The organism is Brucella thiophenivorans (genome assembly GCF_002252445.1).
Lineage (GTDB): Bacteria > Pseudomonadota > Alphaproteobacteria > Rhizobiales > Rhizobiaceae > Brucella > Brucella thiophenivorans.
The window spans coordinates 599,194-617,126 of sequence record NZ_NNRJ01000015.1; the positions used below are offsets into that span (position 1 = coordinate 599,194).

The following is a 17,933-nucleotide window of genomic DNA, read 5'->3' on the forward strand; positions in this document are numbered from 1 at the left end:
GTCATGCCTCCAGCGCGGATTTTGCAGCAGCGAGGCTTTTTGCGCCGGTGATGACAGTATCTTTGAGGGAACTGACTTCGGAAAGCATATTTTCGGCATAGAACCGGCAAAGTGCAGCGCGTCCCGCATCGTCACTGGTGAGGGCTGCACGTGCGAGATAAGCGCCGCCAGCGGTTAGCGATAGCAGGCGCTGATAATGGGTGGCGCCGGCGAGCGCTTCCTGGTTGCGGCCTTCGCTTGCAGCCTTCTGCAACCAGTCGGTTGCTTCGCGAGCTTCTGCAATAGCCATTGACACACGCGATCCGGTGCCGCCAAGTTCAGGGCGGTTTGAGGCCGTGGCGTTGTCCGCATCCCCCTGCAACTCGGCAAAAAAGCCTTTGATATGTTCGCCATTGTCCAACGGTAGCTTACGTAATACGAGATCAATGGCCTGAATGCCGTTTGTGCCTTCATAGATCGGCGTTATACGGGAATCACGCAACAATTGTGCAGCACCCGTTTCCTCAATAAAGCCCATGCCGCCATGAATTTGAATGCCAAGCGAGGCCACATCCATGCCTGCATCAGTGGCAAAGCTTTTGGCAAGAGGTGTCAGAAGGCCTGCGCGATCCGACCAGAATTGCGCATCTGCGCTTTCCGTTGCATGGCTCATGTCGATTGCATGCGCACAGGAATAGGTAATGCCACGCGCAACCTGTGTTAGTGCCTTCATCGTGAGAAGCATACGTTGTACATCGGGATGCTCAATGATCGGGCTCATGCCAGCCTTTGGATCAGCACCGACAGCGCGACCTTGTTTGCGGTCTTTGGCATAATGCAGCGCCTGCTGATAGGCGGCTTCCGCAACGCCAACACCCTGAACACCCACTAGCAGCCGCGCATTGTTCATCATCGTAAACATGCAAGCGAGGCCACGATTCTCTTCGCCTATCAAATAGCCCACTGCGCCTGCTTCTTCGCCTTTGGCAAAGCCATCGCCATAGATCATGGTGCAGGTTGGGGAGGCGTGAATGCCCATTTTGTGTTCAAGGCCCGAGCAGAACAGATCATTGCGGCGACCAAGCGAACCGTCTTCATTGACGAGAAACTTTGGTACGAGAAACAGTGAAATGCCTTTGGTGCCAGCAGGAGCATCAGGCAGGCGGGCCAGCACCAGATGCACGATATTGTCGGTCAGGTCATGTTCGCCATAAGTGATGAAAATCTTTTGCCCGAAAATGCGATAGGAACCATCATCCCGGCGCTCGGCGCGCGCGCGTAGCGCTCCCAGATCAGAACCGGCTTGCGGCTCTGTAAGATTCATTGTGCCCATCCACTCGCCTGAGATAAGCTTTTCAAGGTAGATGTCTTTGAGTTCTTTCGAGGCGTGCTTTTCCAGCGCTTCAACAGCACCCATAGTGAGCGTGGGCGCAATGGCAAAAGCGAGGGTGCCGGAATTCCACATTTCGCTGACTGCAACCGACATCATGATCGGCAGGCCCTGACCGCCATATTCAGGCGTACCGGTCAGCGAGTTCCAGCCACCTGCAACCCAGTCGGCATAAAGTTCTTTCCAGCCCGGCGCTGTGGTGACGACACCGTCTTTGACGATTGCACCGTGTTTGTCGCCGGTAATCCGAAGCGGCTCGACGCGCTCGGCTGCAAACTTTCCTGCCTCCTGCAGAATAGCGTCTGCCAAATCAGCGGAGAATTCAGGAAAAAGATTGTCCTCAATCGCTTTTTCAAGGCCTGCGACCTTCATCAGCATATGGGAAATTTCAGAAACCGGCGCGCGATACATATTTCCTCCTAGAGCGCATACCGAAAAACGTGCAACGGTTTTCGAATAAGATGCGCATCAAAACAATCAAGCAGAGCACCAATCGAACGATTTCGTGCTGATACCCTGAACCTTCTCCTCAAAAGGCTACGCATGGCCGCTCGATTGCGGCGATCCGTTCAGCCTGACGGCTGGTCTTTACTAAGAGCTATCGGCTTATTACGTAAACGTCAATATTTACAAGATAAAGTTATCCGTAGTTTCGTGTTGCATGTGCGATTATTCGCTTTGCTCGCGCTTGAGCCGGGCGGCCCGCAACCGGGCAGTCTTCGCATCCACTGCATCGCGTTCGCTTTGCATGATGGCCCTAGCGGCCTTATCTGTTGTGGCTGTCTTGGCTTCCATACGGGAAGGGTTAGGCTTGAAGAGCGTATCTTTGGTCAGGTTTTCTTTGTTGGAATCTGACATGGATGGTCCTCCCATCGTTGCTGCATTGCAGCTTCTCGCACTGTGAACAGATCACTTGTAGGCGATAAATAAAAAAGGCCGGGCAAAGACCCGACCTTCAAATGTCTCAACAATCAGTGCCAGTACATCCGTGGTCAGTGATTGGAGACAAATTTCTTTGCGCCATTACGCAAGCAAAGCTTTTAAAGCTCTGCCTGAATAATTATTAGAGCGCCTGCAGGTTTTCTGCTGCATTCTTGCCCGAACGACGATCAGCGACGACGTCGAAGCTAACCTTCTGGCCTTCGTTGAGCGAGCTCAAGCCCGAACGTTCAACAGCAGAGATGTGAACGAACACATCTACGCCGCCGTCATCAGGCTGAATGAAGCCGAAGCCCTTAGTTGAATTAAAGAATTTTACTGTTCCGTTTGCCATGTTGAATTCCTTTCAAATCGCACGGTTAATATATAACGGATCTAAATCCGTCGCCGAAGTTTACGAATTTGAAAGAAGTACCGGGGGCGAAAAGCACGCCGCAACATTCGAAAACAAAATCGATGGACCACATATATGCAGCATTCGAGATTTTTACAAGGCGCTTTTCTGCATTTGATAAAAATACTATTCTCAATATAAAAGATTGTGATCCAAATATTGTTGAACAACGTACCACCGATGTACTTTTCAACGCTTGATGCCTAGGCCGTTTGGACGATTATGTTTTGGAGCGTGGTATGGATGAAAATAGCACAGGTTTAGGAGCAAAGCCGAAGGTGGAGTGGTTCTCCATCAAGGTTTTGCGACGCAAAGCTGGGTTATTTTCATCATATCCCTTCGGGACGTGGTGGATTTTCTCTCTGAATGCGTCGAACAACCCTTCTGGAGAACCACTCCACGGCGGTCTGTTCTCCTGTTCAGAAACAAAATCCGTCTCACGCCACGCCCGAAAAATAATCGTCCACACGGCCTAGGCCCTTAGAAGACCATCGCGTTACTGACGAGGTTAGGGGATCCTGACCTTTAACGAATTTTTTTCGCTTTGATTTAGAGTATGCAAATGTTCAAAGGTGTCGATACATGACGCTCGTTCCGTATTTTCTGACTGTTAATCTCACGGTATCGTGCGTTTTTATCCTGACATTTGCCTTCGTTTCCATTCAGGAGCGGAGTTATTCCGCTCCGCGCTGGTTCACGCTCGCGGCGATAGCCGCTGCTCTTGTGTCAATGTTCGGTTACTGGATTCCAGTGGCAATAAATCCGCGTCTGCTTGTGCTTGTTTCATTTACGCTTTCTATGACCGCGTTTCTCGCGGCTATCATCGGCTTGCAAAGCATTTATCGTCAAAAGATCGACTGGAAACTGATCAGCGGATTTTTCGTCGCTGCCATAGCGTGTAATATGCTTATTTTTGAGCTGCCACGCACATCGTTTCTGCATCGTTTTCTATACCAGTTGCCGCTTTGCCTTGCACAGATTTTGATGATTCGCGTGATTTATCGCTCTGGCATGCCGCGTTTGATCGATAAGTTGATGATGGCGATGGCGGTGTTTGCATGTCTTCACTATTTGTCTAAAGCGTTTCTCATCACCTGGCCGGGGGCCGATGTGCGTCCTGAAGATCAGGCGAACACGCTGCACGTTATTATATCGCTTTCCGTCGGCGTTTTCGTCCATGTCGTGCGTGGATTGCTCCTGCTTTTAACCACCGTTTCACATATGGTAGGCGAAGCCAGCGAACAGTCTGAAGTGGATGAACTTTCGCAAATTTATAATCGTCGCGGCTTTGATCGTCACGTCTCACGCGTGTTGGCGCGCAAGGGCGCAAGGATTCACTACTCGGTGATTATGAGTGATCTGGATTTCTTCAAGCGTGTGAATGACACTTATGGCCATGATGGCGGTGATCGTGTGATCGCAGCATTTGGCAAGCTGCTCAATACGCAACTTCCCAAGTCAGCGGTTGCTGCGCGCATGGGCGGCGAAGAGTTCGTCGTGTTTATACCGGATGCAGATATGCAGGCTGCAGAAAGCCTGGCGCAAAGCTTGCGCGAGGCTCTAAGCTTGCTTCGGTTTGCTGGAAAATCACCTGATTGGGGTCCGACTGCAAGCTTCGGCGTGGCCGAACAGGTCCACGAAGAAAGTCTCTATGAGACGATGCGCCGCGCAGACGCGGCGCTATATCAGGCGAAGAAGGCCGGACGCAATCGCGTCCATATCGCTTAAGATTCGCAATCGCCCCTTATAGCTTTAATTATTGGCCCGAACGTTCGCGCTCAACCGCACGCCAACCGATGTCTGAGCGGTAGAAGCCTTGCGGCCAGTTGATCTTCTTTATGGCGTCATAGGCCTTGGCCTGTGCGGCTGCGACCGTAGTGTCGATAGCAGTTACGTTGAGCACGCGACCACCATTGGCGATGATCTGGCCGTCTTTTTCTGCCGTGCCAGCATGGAAAACTTTAAGGCCGTCAACGCCATCAAGCGTTTCAAGTCCGTGGATCACGCTGCCTTTTTTAGGTGAGGCCGGATAACCTTCTGCGGCCATGACGATGGTCAGCGCCGGGTCATTTTTCCATTTGAGCGTCACGTCATCAAGTTTGCCATCAACGGCTGCATTGATGAGGTCGAGCAGGTCGCTTTCAAGGCGCATCATCAGCACCTGACACTCAGGATCACCAAAGCGGGTATTGTATTCAATGAGCTTTGGGCCGTCCTTGCCGATCATCAGACCGAGGAACAAAACACCTGAGAACGGTGCGCCAATTTCGGCCATGCCGCGCATGGTTGGCTCAATCAGTTCGCGCATCGTGCCCTCGACGATTTCAGGCGTCATCACAGGGGCAGGGGCGTAAGCACCCATGCCGCCGGTGTTCACGCCTGTATCGCCATCGCCAACGCGCTTATGGTCCTGTGCTGAGCCGAGCGACAGAGCGGTTTTGCCGTCGCAAATGCAGAAGAAGCTTGCTTCTTCGCCCTCAAGAAACTCTTCAACGACGACTTCTGCACCGGCAGAGCCAAATGCGCCTTCAAAGCACATATCAACGGCATCGAGCGCTTCATCGAGCGTCATCGCGACGACCACGCCTTTGCCTGCGGCAAGTCCGTCGGCTTTGACGACGATTGGAGCGCCCATTTCTCGGATATATGCTTTGGCTTTTGGTGCATTGTTGAAGCGGCCATAGGCGCCCGTCGGAATGTCGAACTTTGCGCAGAGATCCTTGGTAAAGCCTTTGGAGCCTTCAAGCTGAGCGGCAGCCTTGGATGGACCAAAAACGCGGATGTTCGCGGCTTGCAGATCGTCGGCTAGACCTGCAACGAGCGGCGCTTCCGGGCCAACGACAACCAAATCAATCGTATTCTGCTCGGCAAAAGCTATGACAGCCGCGTGATCAGTCACGTCGAGCGTCACCAGTTCTGCATATTCGGCAATGCCGGGATTGCCCGGCGCACAATAGAGCTTTGTCAGCTTTTCGGAAGCGGCAAGTTTCCATGCCAATGCGTGCTCGCGACCACCGGAACCGATCAACAGAACTTTCATGCCTTGCTCCCTGCGCGTGAGATAAGTAAGTGTTTATTGATACGGGTCTCTATTGCCCAACGCGTGCGCGGGCAAGGGTAGTACCGCAATTTTTGGATAAAAAGCGGTTGCACCGTTACAGTTTCAGGAAAGCAAGCATTTATGCAGCAGTCAAAGCCCGGTATGGGGCCGAATTCAGATGTTCAGTCGCGCGATGCACGCGGTCGCGTGAAAGATGCACCGTCCGGCCATTGGGTCTATCGGGTGCTTCCGCCATCTCTGTGGCCATATGCGCAGCTTGCACGCTGGGATCGTCCGATTGGCTGGCAGCTTTTGCTGTGGCCTTGCTTCTGGTCGGCGGCTCTTGTGGCGGGTGCAGGTGCGCAGCCGGGCAATGATGCATGGTCGGTCGTGCCTTCTATTTGGCATCTTGTTTTGTTTTTCGTTGGTTCGGTTGCAATGCGTGGCGCGGGTTGCACTTATAATGATCTCGCGGATCAGGACATCGACGATAAAGTGGACCGCACGCGTTCACGCCCGCTGCCATCCGGTCAGGTGACGCGCAAACAGGCGAAAATATTCATTGTTTTGCAGGCTCTGGTCGGGCTGGCCGTTGTGCTGCAATTTAACTGGTTCACGATTGGCCTTGGCGTTGGATCTCTCGTGATCGTTACGGCCTATCCTTTCATGAAGCGCATTACGAACTTGCCGCAGCTGGTGCTTGGCCTTGCCTTCTCATGGGGTGCGCTGATGGGCTGGGCGGCTGTCGAAGGCTCGCTCTCACTCTCGCCGGTATTGCTTTATATCGGCGCGATCCTCTGGACGATTGGCTATGACACAATCTATGCCCATCAGGACAAGGAAGACGACGCGCTGGTTGGTGTTGGATCGACAGCGCGGCTGTTTGGTAAGCATACCAAGACGGCACTGCTGGTGCTTTATGGTGGTGCGATTGGCTTTTTTGCAGCGGCTTTTGCTGTGGCGCAGGTGCCAATGCCAGCGCTTGCGGGGTTACTCGCAGCTGGTGTTCATCTTTATCGGCAGATCATCGTGCTCGACATCGATAATCCTGATCAGTGCCTGCGTCTGTTCAAGTCGAACAATACAGTCGGATGGCTGATTTTCTTAGGCCTCGTGCTGGGCAGCCTTTGGGTGGCCTTAAAGCCGATGGTTTGAAATTAAAAAGGCCACTGATTTCAGCGGCCTTTTCATTTTATGGATAGAGACGATCTTTATGCCAGTCGCCTTCTGGTGTGTCGCGCGTAAACAACACGCGGTCATGAAGGCGGAAGGGGCGATCATGCCAGAACTCGATGGAGACTGGTCGAATACGGAAGCCAGACCAATGCGCAGGGCGCGGGATTTCACCAATCGCATAACGAGCCGTATATTCTGCAACAGCCTTTTCGAGCGCGAAGCGACTTTCAAGCGGGCGCGACTGTTTCGACGCCCATGCCCCGATGCGACTGCCGCGCGGACGTGATGCATAATAATCATCGGCTTCTGCATCGCTGACTTTCTCTACAGGACCGCGTACCCGCACCTGACGGCGCAGCGATTTCCAGTGAAAACACATCGCAGCTTTTTCCGCAGACAGGATTTCCTGCCCCTTGGCGCTTTCATAATTCGTGTAGAAGACAAAGCCATGCTCATCGAAATCCTTGAGCAAAACCATGCGTACGTTGGGCAATCCGTCCGGGTCCACGGTTGCAAGTGCAACAGCATTGGGATCGTTCAGTTCGCTTTTGGTGGCGTCATTCAGCCATTCTGCAAAAAGTCGGAACGGTTCGGAGCTTTGGGTGAAGTCGTCGCTATTGTCTGTCATGTCCGGTCATTTCAAGTGTTTTTAAGATCTCGGAAGCGAACTTCTTCCATATCCTGCGATTTGTCCATCGCTTTGAACAGTTAGAGCATATCCAGCAAAAGTGCATAGCGGTTTTGCGTAGGATAAAGCGACAAAACAAATATTTAGAGCATTTCCTATGCTTCAATCAAAATAAGAAACTCTCTAAGATTTTGGACGTTGTCCTTTGTTATCGATTTGTTTACCTTGAGCGCAAACTGCTTGTTAACTCCATATCCCCCATATTCGTTACATCTTTAGGATGTATTTAAGGGAAGACCGTTGGCCGCTCGATCCGCTCGCCGCGAAATACATGACGACTCTGCTTTTCTTCGCACGGGAATAATTCGCCATGCGTCTCTCGTTATGTTTGTTTTTTCACTGGCAGGCTGTGCAATGGGCGGCTTCAGCATCGAAAAAGCAGTTCCAGATTCGTCCACGATCACAGGCTCAATAAAAACGCCGCAAAAAGCCGAGACGGATACGGGTAAGCTCTCCGACCAGTCGACGATCAAGGGTATCGTTTCAGCTCTCAATTTTACGCAATGGGGCAAGAAGCCTGTGCCATGGGCAAACCCCGATACTGGCAGTCAGGGCACAATTACCACGGTTGCCGAAACCAAGGCGAACGACACACTGTGCCGCCAGTTTGAAACCTCTCGCGAGGCTTTTGACGGCGTTTCTATCTATCGCGGCGAAACCTGTATGGAGCGCGGCGGTCAGTGGACCCTGACATCTTTTGCGCCGCTTTGAGAGTCCACTTCGATCTGAACTTTTTTGAACGCGCATCTTTGTCCGAAAGCCGTTTCACACTTTTCGGGATGCGCTTTAAGCTTTTTTAAAATCGGCCCCTGGTAACTCTGGAAGTTTTTAAGCTTCGTGCGCATATTAAGGGCAACGAATCTAACGGCTGATAATTCAGTCATTTTCCTGAATGAGGATTTTATATGCGCGATCCCTATAGCGTGTTGGGCGTCGCCAAAACGGCGAAGTCCGAAGAGATAAAGTCGGCTTTTCGTAAGCTGGCCAAGAAATATCACCCTGATCAGAACCAGAATGATCCAAAGGCACAGGAGCGCTTTTCTGAAATTAATCAGGCCTATGAAATCGTCGGTGATAAAGATAAACGCGGTCAGTTTGACCGTGGCGAGATCGACGCGGAAGGCAAGCAAGCCTTTCAGGGTTTTGCCGGGCAGGGTGGCCATTCCGGGTTTGGTGGCCAAGGCGGAGGCGATCCGTTTGCAGGCTTTCGTCAGCGTGGCGGTGCTCAACAAGGTAGCTTCGGCGGTGCCGAGGACATTCTCAACGATATATTCGGTGGTGCTTTTGGTCGCGGCGGTGCGCGTCAGCGCGGTCCCATAAAAGGCGACGATTTGTCTGCGTCGATCAGTATCACGCTTGAACAAGCTGCCGGTGCTGACAAGGTCGAGGCAGTTTTTCCAAACGGCAAGCACCTGAAAATCAAGCTGCCGCAGTTCGTCGAAGATGGTCAGACCATCCGGCTCAAAGGTCAGGGTGAGCATGTTGTCGGCGGTACGCCTGGCGACGCGCTTGTGACGATCCATTTCAAGCAGAGCCAGCGTTTTAAGCTTGAGGGGCGCGATGTGCATGTCGATCTGCCAGTCGAACTTGCTGACGCGGTGCTGGGTGGAAAGGCGGAGGTCGAGACGCTGAGTGGCCGTATCGCAGTTAAGATCCCGGCCTGGTCAAGTTCCGACAAGGTATTGCGTTTGAAGGGAAAAGGGCTGCCTCTAAAAGCAGGCGGTCACGGCGATCTCTATGTTCATGTTCGTATCATGCTGCCTGAAGGTGGCGATAAAGAGCTGGAAGAGTTTTTGCGCAAGCGCAAAGCCGACTAAGATCAAACAGGGCTATGAACCGTATCAGAGCATCTTCAACATGCTCTGATACGATAAAGTCACAATACCCGGCTTTTTATGCGCAATTGCTTGAAGCCGGTGCAAGGCTGTGCGATAGGGCATCTAGTTGATTATATTTCGATGAGGACCCTTAATGACCGCAAAGTCTGGTTTGTTGCAGGGCAAGCGCGGATTGATTCTGGGCGTAGCCAATAACCGTTCCATCGCCTGGGGTATTGCCAAGGCAGCCCGTGAAGCGGGTGCGGAACTTGCATTCACCTATCAGGGTGATGCGCTGAAAAAGCGCGTTGAGCCATTGGCTGAAGAACTGGATGCTTTTGTTGCCGGACATTGCGATGTTGCTGACGGTGCAAGCATTGATGCTGTTTTTGAAGCGCTGGAAAAGAGGTGGGGCAAGCTCGACTTCGTCGTTCACGCTATTGGTTTCTCCGATAAGGATGAACTGACGGGCCGTTACGTCGATACGTCAGAAGCCAATTTCCAGAACACCATGCTTATCTCGGTTTATTCGCTGACAGCGATTTCGCGTCGTGCGGAAAAGCTGATGAATGATGGTGGTTCGATTCTCACGCTGACCTATTACGGCGCTGAAAAAGTTATGCCGAACTACAACGTCATGGGCGTTGCCAAGGCAGCTCTTGAAGCAAGTGTGAAGTATCTGGCTGTTGATCTTGGACCGCAGAACATTCGTGTCAACGCGATTTCTGCAGGCCCGATCAAAACGCTGGCAGCATCGGGCATTGGCGACTTCCGCTATATTCTCAAGTGGAACGAATATAACGCACCGCTGCGCCGCACTGTAACGATTGATGAAGTGGGCGACGTTGGCCTTTACTTCCTCTCCGACCTCTCGCGTTCTGTCACAGGTGAAGTTCACCACGCAGACAGCGGCTATCATGTCATCGGCATGAAGGCGGTTGACGCGCCGGACATCTCCGTCGTCAAAGACTGAGCTGAAAATTTCCAAATCCCGAAAAGTTGACCGACTTTTCGGGATTTTTCTTTGTCCCTTCACCATGGAAGGGGCTATCAAACATTAAACTGATGGCAGACAGAGGTGTAATTTTGGCCCGCGAGATCATCTATTTTTCGCGTCATGGTGAGACGGACTGGAATGTTGCGCAGCGCATTCAGGGGCAACTTGATATTGATATCAATGCTCATGGTCGCACGCAGGCAGACCGGAATGGCGATATGCTGAAATCTCTCATCGGCGATGGCGCCGGTTACGATTTTGTTGCAAGCCCGCTGCGCCGTACGCGTGAAACCATGGAACGCATTCGCCTGCGCATGGGCCTCGACCCTTATGATTTCCGCACCGATCCGCAATTGATGGAAGTGAATTTCGGCGACTGGCAGGGCTTCATGATGGAAGACATCGCCAAAGAGCGCGAAGATCTTCTGGAAGCACGTGCCGAGGATAAATGGAATTTCATACCGCCGGGCGAGACTGCTGAAAGCTATATGCGGTTGTCGCAGCGTATAGGCCGCTGGGTCGAAGCAGTTGAATGGCCAACTGTTTGCGTGACGCATGGCGGCTGCATTCGCACGCTGTTCTATCTTTACGGCGATATGGACGGCCATGCTGCCGCTAATCTCTCGATACCGCAGGATAAGATTCTTAAATTCGAGAACAACAGGCTTGAGTGGGTCTGAGTGAACTCAGACCTCGTTTCAGGCAAGTCCCGTCTGTGATTCTTCTGGTCTGTCTTTCGGTTTGATGCCAGCTTGCGCCAATGTTCGGTCGAGAAGCTGTTCATAGATCGGCTTGCCACCAATCCATTGTGCAACAAGATTGGCGGTGAGGCAGGTGGCAATCAGCGGCATCGCCATGCCATAGGCGCCCGTGAGTTCGAGCGTTAGAACCACGCCGACAATTGGTGCTCGAACCGATGCCGTAAACAGCCCGCCCATAGCCGCAATCGCAAAAGCCAGCGGCATGATGCCGGCATCAGGCAGAAGAACGCTGATGATGCCCGCAAATGCCAGCCCGACACAGGTCGCTAATGTGAGCATTGGTGCAAAAATACCGCCCGGAACACCAGTGGAATAACTGCCGACCATCGTGAAATAGCGCGCAAACGCCAGCAGAAGCAGCAATGCCAAGCCGGTCTTCTGGTGTGCAAGCTCCATGATAATATGCTCGCCGCCGGTAACCGAATAAGGCAGTACAATGAACAGTGCGCCCACGCATAGCCCGATAATCGCCGGATAAAGATAAGGCACGCGATTGTGCATACGCGTTGCAAAATCCACTGCCCACATGATGCCACCATTCAGCGCCACGCCAACGAAGCCAAGCAGACATCCGAGCACGACAAACGCGGGGAGATGTTGAAGTGCTGCTTTTACATCCGGCATCGACATATCGGGTGCAGTTCCGCCGATAATCTGCGTCATAACGGTTGCCAGAAGAGCCGCAGCGATCACGCCCATATAGGTGCGGAATGTGTAAGGAAACTGCTTGTGCGTTTCCTCAATTATGAACAAAACACCTGCCAACGGCGCGTTAAAGGCGCAAGCAAGACCCGCAGCCGCACCAGCCGCGAGAATCCCACGTCGCTCGGTTTCGCTGACTTTGAAGAAATCCGTAATAGCGGCACCAAGCGATGCGCCAATATGGATGGTCGGGCCTTCACGACCCAGAACGAGGCCGGATGAGATTGATGTGATGCCCATGAGAAACTTCACTGGCAAAACGCGCCGCCAACGGACTTGACGCAAGCCTTCCATTGCGCCTTCAATTTCTTGAACGCCACTGCCGCCGGATTCGGGTGCAAAACGACGAACAATGAAAGCCGCAAGCACTGTGCAGCACATTGTAAACAGTGCTGCCGCAACGATAAGCGATGTTCCGGTGATGTATTGGCCTAGCTTTTGCGGCCATGTCATCAATGTATCAATGATCAGATGAAAATAAGACCCGACAGCTCCGGTCAATATTCCAGTCAGCGCAGCAAAGAATACATAGCGTGCCTGCGCGGATTTGTTGCCAGGCCTGTCGAGTGATTTTATCGGATCATCCATCGATGCTTGCCCCAACATTCAATACTCGGCCTGACCGGATTATTGGAGGCCCCATCTCTCTGACACAAACAGACTCGCCTCCAAAAGTCTAGCAACGACGTGGTTTACGGTGGGCTGGTTTGCCATTTGGCAAAATTATGTTATCCTTCCGCCATAAGAAAGGTGTGACATGGAACTTCAGCCGATTAGTATCACGCCAGCAGGCACTCTGACGAATGCGATTACCGAGGAAGAAGCGGGGGCTTTGGCACGCACAACGGTCAATCTGCTGAGGGTCTGGAAGCTCTCTGATGCGGAAGCTTGCACATTGTTAGGCGATATGTCTGCGCGGACATGGGCACGTTGGAAAGATGGCTCTGTCGGGTGCATCGACCGCGATTTGCGCATGCGCATGGCGCATCTGATGGGTGTTCATAAAGGGCTGCGCTATATGTTCCGCGATGCCGCGCGCGGCTATGCGTGGATCAGAAAGCCGAATGGCGCGTTCGGCGGTTTGTCGGCGCTCGATCTCATGTTGCGTGGTGAAATTTCAGATCTTGCTGCACTGCGAGAATGGCTCAACGCGGAGCGCGGTGCATGGTAAGTGGTCTCGCCGTAAAACGGCATGTGCACTGGCCGCAGACTTTTCGCATCATCCGCTCCATCCATCCGCCAATCGACCTGTTTGAAGATATTGCTGATCCGCGTGATTGGGAGGCCTTGGCTTCGGTCGAGGAAAAGACAAACCCGCGCATTCGGTTTGAGATAGGCGATCTTGGCAAGGTGCCTGCCAATCGGCGCGTTGCCGGGCAGGGTGCAACCTATGTCATGGCACCCTTTGTGCATTGCTCGACAACTCGTCCGGGACGCTTCAGCGATGGCAGCTACGGTATTTATTATGCCGCTGATCGCGAAGATGTGGCAGTTGCGGAAACCATCCATCACCATGAAAAATTCATGCGTGCAACAAGTGAAGAACCCGGCTGGACTTCCGATTTTCGGGTGCTGATTGGTAGTGTTGAACGGGAACTGGACGATGTGAGCGACGTTCCGGGCGTGCTTGATCCGGTTGACTATGAGGCTTCACATGTTGAGGGAAAAGATTTACGCGCAGCGGGAAGTCACGGGCTTCTCTGGCCAAGTGTGCGGATGCGCTGTGGCTCTTGTATCGGCATTTTCTGGCCGAATGTTATAACGATTCCCGTTCAGGGTCGGCACTACAGCTATCACTGGAATGGAACCCGCGTCGATTTTGTTCGCCAATACGACACGGGTCTAGTGCTTGCAGTAAGCTGATCTTATGGCGCTTCCTGAATGTCGGTGACGAAGCGCGTATTGTCGGCTTCATCATAAAGAATGATGACCTTCATGCCTTTGTTAATGGCGGAATAATCAAACTCGCCCGGCAACTTATAGGTCTTGCCGTCATCGAGCGTAATTGTTTCCTTGTCCTGATTGATGCCAGTGATCTTGCCTTCGACGTCATCTGCCATTGCAACGGTCGAAAAGAGCGACGCAATGATAAAGAGCAGTCCCACAATATACTGCATGGGTGCCATCCTCCATTTGAGTGCCCGACCGTCCACCGACTGATTCGACACGAATTGCATTTTGCGATTGCTCCCTGATTTTTCAGCCAGCTCTAAGCACTTAAACCGAAGGAAGCAATTTCATTTGTGTGTGCATTTTAGCTGGTGGAATGTGTCAAAAAGAATGCGGCATGTGGATGATCTGATGGAAATTTTGCGATCCTGATGCGCTATTCCCAGCAATAATTTGACCGTTGCTCAAAAGGCCAATAAAACCGCCCCATATCTTGCCGGAAAAGGCGCTCCGTAATCAGGTTTAGCTCATGTCTCATAACAGTTTCGGTCATCTGTTTCGCGTAACAACCTGGGGCGAGAGCCATGGCATTGCGCTTGGTTGCGTCGTGGATGGTTGCCCTCCCGGCATCACATTTACCGAAGCCGAAATTCAGTCCTATCTTGACAAGCGCAAGCCGGGACAGTCGAAATATACGACGCAGCGTCGCGAGCCGGATCAGGTGCGTGTGATTTCCGGCGTGCTTCTGGGTGATGATGGTGTGACCATGACCACCACCGGCACGCCGATTTCGATGATGATCGAAAACACCGATCAGCGTTCCAAGGATTATGGCGATATTGCTAAGCAATATCGTCCCGGCCATGCCGATTATGCCTATGACGTCAAATACGGAATTCGCGATTATCGTGGCGGCGGACGTTCTTCAGCGCGTGAGACGGCAGCGCGCGTTGCCGCTGGTGCGATTGCGCGCAAGGTCGTGCCGGGGTTGCAAGTGCGCGGCGCACTGGTTTCCATGGGTGTGCATGACATTGATCGCTCGCGCTGGGACTGGAACGAAGTCGATAACAATCCCTTTTTCACGCCGGATGCTGGTTCTGTTGAGGTTTTCGCTGATTATCTTGATGGCATTCGCAAAAATGGCTCGTCCATTGGTGCGATCATCGAAATCGTTGCAGATGGTGTCCCTGCTGGCATTGGTGCGCCAATCTACGGCAAGCTTGATCAGGATATTGCGAGTTATCTCATGTCGATCAATGCCGTTAAAGGCGTCGAAATTGGCAATGGCTTTGAAGCGGCACGTCTGACCGGCGAAGAAAACGCCGATGAAATGCGTATTGGCAATGATGGTCAGCCGCTTTTCCTTTCCAACCATGCGGGCGGTGTTCTGGGCGGCATTGCAACCGGCGCGCCGGTTGTTTCGCGTTTTGCCGTCAAGCCGACATCGTCGATCCTCACACCGCGCAAGTCCATCGACAGCACTGGTAAAGAGGTTGATGTGATGACCAAGGGTCGTCATGATCCTTGCGTGGGCATCCGCGCTGTACCGATTGGCGAAGCGATGGTCGCTTGTGCCATTGCCGATCATTATCTGCGCCATCGCGGACAGACAGGACGCGTATAAAAGCATTTCCAGCAAAAGTGTGAAGCGGTTTTGAGTAGGATAATGCGTGTAAGTGAGTTCAGTTTCAGGAACTGAGGGCCGGTTTTCGACTGAAGCTGTGGTACAACCATTGAGGCTGAAATGAGCTATAATCAGAAACAGGTCGTTGATGCGCTGCGGGCTTTCGAGCGTGGCGAAATCGTTGTGGTCATGGATGATGACGGACGCGAGAACGAAGGCGATCTGATCGTTGCCGCAGTTCACTGCACGCCGGAAAAAATGGCCTTTATCGTGCGCTATACATCGGGCATCGTTTGCACGCCGATGCCACGTGAAGAAGCGAAGCGCCTTAATCTGGCACCGATGGTTGCGGAAAATGAATCGGCTCACACCACTGCTTTTACGGTCACGGTTGATTATCGCCATGGCACGACCACTGGGATCTCTGCCGACGACCGCACGCTGACTGTGCGCAATCTTGCAAACCCGAATGCCGGTGCTTCGGATTTCGTGCGTCCTGGCCATATCTTCCCGCTGATTGCGCGGGAAGGCGGGGTGCTGATGCGTTCCGGTCATACGGAAGCGGCGGTTGATCTTTGTAAGCTCGCAAACTTGCCGCCAATTGGCGTGATTTGCGAACTTATCAATGATGATGGCACTGTTATGCGTGGTCCTGATGTGACGAGCTTTGCGGAGCAGCACAAGCTGCATCGCGTCACGGTCGCGGACCTCATTGCCTACCGTCAGCGCAAGGAAACTTTGGTTAAGCGCATCGGTGATGCTGCCATCAATACCTGCGCAGGTCCGGCTCATGCCTATACTTATGAGCTTCCGTGGGAGCCGATGCAGCATGTGGCTGTTGTCTTTGGCGACATCCGTGACGGCGAAGAAGTCCCTGTCCGTCTGCACCGCGAAGACGTGATTAATGATGTTTTCGGCAATGGGGGTAGCAATCTCGACGAGATCATGAAGCGTATGGGCAAGGAAGGCCGCGGCGTTTTGGTTTACCTGCGCGAAGGTTCTGTCGGGGTTCGTGCGGATCACCGCGATGCGCGTGCGCGTGAAGCTCTGCTTGGCGAACACGAAGCCCATGCGGAAGCTGTGGCCCGCGAAGAAGAATGGCGCCAGATTGGTCTTGGTGCGCAGATTCTGAAAGATCTGGGCATCACATCGATCGTGCTGCTGGCATCGCGTGAGCGTCACTATGTTGGTCTAGAAGGTTTCGGCATTAATATCTCGCGCACGGAAATCATCTGACACAGTGTTGTCGGCTAAAGATGCTACAGGATCGCAATGACAACACGGCTCTATTGGCATCCTACCTATCTTGAACATATCGTGCCGCCCGGACATCCCGAGCGGCCTGATCGCATTCGCGCGCTGATGAGCGAACTGGACGGGCCGGATTTTTACCGTCTCGACCGTGTGGAAGCGCAAATGGCATCAGAAGATGCGATTCTGTTTGTGCACCCCGAAAGCTATATCGACGAAATCCGCAAGCAAATTCCTGATGGGATAGACGACCAGGAAGCCCCGCAGCCGATCAGCAAGCTCGGCGTCGATACTTACGTAAGCCCTAAAAGCTGGGAAGCAGCGCTTCTGGCCATCGGTGGCGCAAATGCTGCGGTCGATGACGTGTTTTCAGGTGCGGCCGATAATGTCTTTGTCGCCTCACGCCCGCCGGGTCATCATGCCGAGCTTGCAACTGCTATGGGCTTTTGTCTGTTTAACAACGTGGCCATTGCCGCGCGTCATGCGCAGCGGCATCATGGTGCGGAGCGCATTGCGATTGTTGACTGGGACGTACATCACGGCAACGGCACGCAGGATATTTTTAAAGATGATCCGAGTGTTTTGTTCTGCTCGACCCATCAGTTTCCGCTTTTTCCCGGCACAGGTCGAAAGGATGAAGTAGGCGTTGGCAATATCGTCAACGCACCGCTTTCGCCCAATACCGGTAGTCGTGAATTCCGCGAAGCGTTTAATAGTCGTGTATTGCCTGCTTTGGACAACTTCCGGCCAGATTTGATCCTTATTTCGGCTGGCTTCGACGCACATCACCGCGATCCGCTTGCTGAGATTAATCTTGATGAGGCGGATTTCGACTGGGCGACGGGCAAGCTCATGGAGCGCGCAGAGCGCTTCTGCAACCACCGACTGGTGAGTGTGCTTGAAGGTGGATATGATCTTGAGGGCTTGTCGCAGTCCGCGTCTTCCCATATTACGCGGCTGTTGAAAGGATAAACCATGGTAACCGAACCGTCCAACACCGACATTGCAGTTATGAGCTTTGAGGATGCCTTGAAGCAGCTTGAAAAGATCGTCGATGCTCTGGAGCGGGGCGATGTGCCGCTGGAAGAGTCCATTCGTATCTATGAGCGCGGCGAAGCGCTGAAGAAGCATTGCGATACGCTGCTCAAATCCGCCGAAGACAAAGTCGAGAAAATCCGCATTGGTCGTGATGGTCAGCCTATCGGAACAGAGCCGCTCGACGCGGAATAAGCCTGTCTAAAATTCTTTCGTAATATAAAAATAGCGGCCCTTTCGAGCCGCTATT

The 17,933-nt window shown here is 52.8% G+C and carries 19 protein-coding genes; 12 read left to right on the forward strand and 7 right to left on the reverse strand.

Features of this window, described 5'->3' with window-relative positions; genetic code table 11:
* Nucleotide 1: 1 nt before the first annotated feature.
* The 3 genes from CEV31_RS07800 to CEV31_RS07810 form a co-directional block, all read right to left on the reverse strand.
* Nucleotides 2–1,780 carry an acyl-CoA dehydrogenase gene (locus tag CEV31_RS07800; RefSeq protein WP_094506434.1) on the reverse strand — a complete coding sequence of 593 codons (1,779 nt, stop codon included), beginning with the start codon at nucleotides 1,778–1,780 and terminating at the stop codon, nucleotides 2–4.
* Nucleotides 1,781–2,038: 258 nt separating this feature from the next.
* Complete coding sequence (locus CEV31_RS07805; protein WP_094506435.1) at nucleotides 2,039–2,227, reverse strand: hypothetical protein; 189 nt, start codon at nucleotides 2,225–2,227, stop codon at nucleotides 2,039–2,041.
* A gap of 205 nt (nucleotides 2,228–2,432) precedes the next feature.
* Complete coding sequence (locus CEV31_RS07810; protein WP_094506436.1) at nucleotides 2,433–2,642, reverse strand: cold-shock protein; 210 nt, start codon at nucleotides 2,640–2,642, stop codon at nucleotides 2,433–2,435.
* 642 nt (nucleotides 2,643–3,284) lie between these two features.
* Here CEV31_RS07810 and CEV31_RS07815 point away from each other — a divergent pair.
* Nucleotides 3,285–4,430, forward strand: coding sequence for a GGDEF domain-containing protein (locus CEV31_RS07815; protein WP_094506437.1), 1,146 nt, complete (start codon nucleotides 3,285–3,287; stop codon nucleotides 4,428–4,430).
* 28 nt (nucleotides 4,431–4,458) lie between these two features.
* Here the strand turns inward: CEV31_RS07815 and purD are convergent, their stop codons facing one another.
* On the reverse strand, nucleotides 4,459–5,742 hold the full coding sequence (gene purD / locus CEV31_RS07820; RefSeq protein ID WP_094506438.1) for a phosphoribosylamine--glycine ligase: 1,284 nt from the start codon (nucleotides 5,740–5,742) through the stop codon (nucleotides 4,459–4,461).
* 162 nt (nucleotides 5,743–5,904) lie between these two features.
* Here purD and ubiA point away from each other — a divergent pair, with 162 nt between their 5' ends.
* Nucleotides 5,905–6,897, forward strand: a complete 993-nt coding sequence (ubiA, locus tag CEV31_RS07825; RefSeq protein WP_374847273.1) for a 4-hydroxybenzoate octaprenyltransferase — start codon at nucleotides 5,905–5,907, stop codon at nucleotides 6,895–6,897.
* A gap of 37 nt (nucleotides 6,898–6,934) precedes the next feature.
* On the opposite strand, the gene pdxH is transcribed toward ubiA, so the two are convergent.
* Nucleotides 6,935–7,546 (reverse strand): pyridoxamine 5'-phosphate oxidase, encoded by a 612-nt coding sequence (gene pdxH, locus CEV31_RS07830; protein WP_094506440.1) that lies wholly within the window; start codon nucleotides 7,544–7,546, stop codon nucleotides 6,935–6,937.
* Between the two features lie 360 nt (nucleotides 7,547–7,906).
* Here pdxH and CEV31_RS07835 point away from each other — a divergent pair, with 360 nt between their 5' ends.
* From CEV31_RS07835 to CEV31_RS07850, 4 genes are all read left to right on the forward strand, one after another.
* On the forward strand, nucleotides 7,907–8,317 hold the full coding sequence (locus tag CEV31_RS07835; protein ID WP_374847274.1) for an RT0821/Lpp0805 family surface protein: 411 nt from the start codon (nucleotides 7,907–7,909) through the stop codon (nucleotides 8,315–8,317).
* Nucleotides 8,318–8,511: 194 nt separating this feature from the next.
* On the forward strand, nucleotides 8,512–9,423 hold the full coding sequence (locus CEV31_RS07840) for a DnaJ C-terminal domain-containing protein (protein ID WP_094506441.1): 912 nt from the start codon (nucleotides 8,512–8,514) through the stop codon (nucleotides 9,421–9,423).
* A 154-nt stretch (nucleotides 9,424–9,577) separates the two neighbouring features.
* Nucleotides 9,578–10,396, forward strand: coding sequence for an enoyl-ACP reductase FabI (gene fabI, locus CEV31_RS07845; protein ID WP_094506442.1), 819 nt, complete (start codon nucleotides 9,578–9,580; stop codon nucleotides 10,394–10,396).
* A 113-nt stretch (nucleotides 10,397–10,509) separates the two neighbouring features.
* Entirely contained in the window at nucleotides 10,510–11,100 is a 591-nt protein-coding gene (locus CEV31_RS07850; RefSeq protein ID WP_094506583.1) for a histidine phosphatase family protein, read from the forward strand.
* A gap of 18 nt (nucleotides 11,101–11,118) precedes the next feature.
* On the opposite strand, the gene clcA is transcribed toward CEV31_RS07850, so the two are convergent.
* Nucleotides 11,119–12,489 carry a H(+)/Cl(-) exchange transporter ClcA gene (gene clcA / locus CEV31_RS07855; protein ID WP_235818050.1) on the reverse strand — a complete coding sequence of 457 codons (1,371 nt, stop codon included), beginning with the start codon at nucleotides 12,487–12,489 and terminating at the stop codon, nucleotides 11,119–11,121.
* Nucleotides 12,490–12,640: 151 nt separating this feature from the next.
* Here clcA and CEV31_RS07860 point away from each other — a divergent pair, with 151 nt between their 5' ends.
* Both CEV31_RS07860 and CEV31_RS07865 read left to right on the forward strand, forming a co-directional pair.
* Entirely contained in the window at nucleotides 12,641–13,054 is a 414-nt protein-coding gene (locus tag CEV31_RS07860) for an MbcA/ParS/Xre antitoxin family protein (RefSeq protein ID WP_094506444.1), read from the forward strand.
* Entirely contained in the window at nucleotides 13,048–13,746 is a 699-nt protein-coding gene (locus CEV31_RS07865) for an RES family NAD+ phosphorylase (protein ID WP_094506445.1), read from the forward strand. Before CEV31_RS07860 ends, CEV31_RS07865 begins: the two co-directional genes overlap by 7 nt.
* A gap of 2 nt (nucleotides 13,747–13,748) precedes the next feature.
* Here the strand turns inward: CEV31_RS07865 and CEV31_RS07870 are convergent, their stop codons facing one another.
* Nucleotides 13,749–14,000 carry a DUF1344 domain-containing protein gene (locus tag CEV31_RS07870; protein WP_079211564.1) on the reverse strand — a complete coding sequence of 84 codons (252 nt, stop codon included), beginning with the start codon at nucleotides 13,998–14,000 and terminating at the stop codon, nucleotides 13,749–13,751.
* A gap of 302 nt (nucleotides 14,001–14,302) precedes the next feature.
* Between CEV31_RS07870 and aroC the strand changes: the two genes are divergently transcribed.
* The 4 genes from aroC to CEV31_RS07890 all read left to right on the forward strand — a co-directional run bounded on the left by aroC (nucleotide 14,303) and on the right by CEV31_RS07890 (nucleotide 17,878).
* Nucleotides 14,303–15,397, forward strand: a complete 1,095-nt coding sequence (gene aroC / locus CEV31_RS07875) for a chorismate synthase (RefSeq protein WP_094506446.1) — start codon at nucleotides 14,303–14,305, stop codon at nucleotides 15,395–15,397.
* A gap of 120 nt (nucleotides 15,398–15,517) precedes the next feature.
* Complete coding sequence (gene ribB, locus CEV31_RS07880) at nucleotides 15,518–16,633, forward strand: 3,4-dihydroxy-2-butanone-4-phosphate synthase (protein WP_094506447.1); 1,116 nt, start codon at nucleotides 15,518–15,520, stop codon at nucleotides 16,631–16,633.
* A 36-nt stretch (nucleotides 16,634–16,669) separates the two neighbouring features.
* Nucleotides 16,670–17,620: a histone deacetylase family protein gene (locus tag CEV31_RS07885; RefSeq protein WP_094506448.1), complete on the forward strand. Its 951-nt coding sequence runs from the start codon at nucleotides 16,670–16,672 to the stop codon at nucleotides 17,618–17,620.
* Between the two features lie 3 nt (nucleotides 17,621–17,623).
* The gene (locus tag CEV31_RS07890) at nucleotides 17,624–17,878 is read left to right on the forward strand and encodes an exodeoxyribonuclease VII small subunit (RefSeq protein ID WP_094506449.1); all 255 of its coding nucleotides are present in this window, start codon (nucleotides 17,624–17,626) and stop codon (nucleotides 17,876–17,878) included.
* The last annotated feature ends 55 nt before the right edge of the window (nucleotides 17,879–17,933 follow it).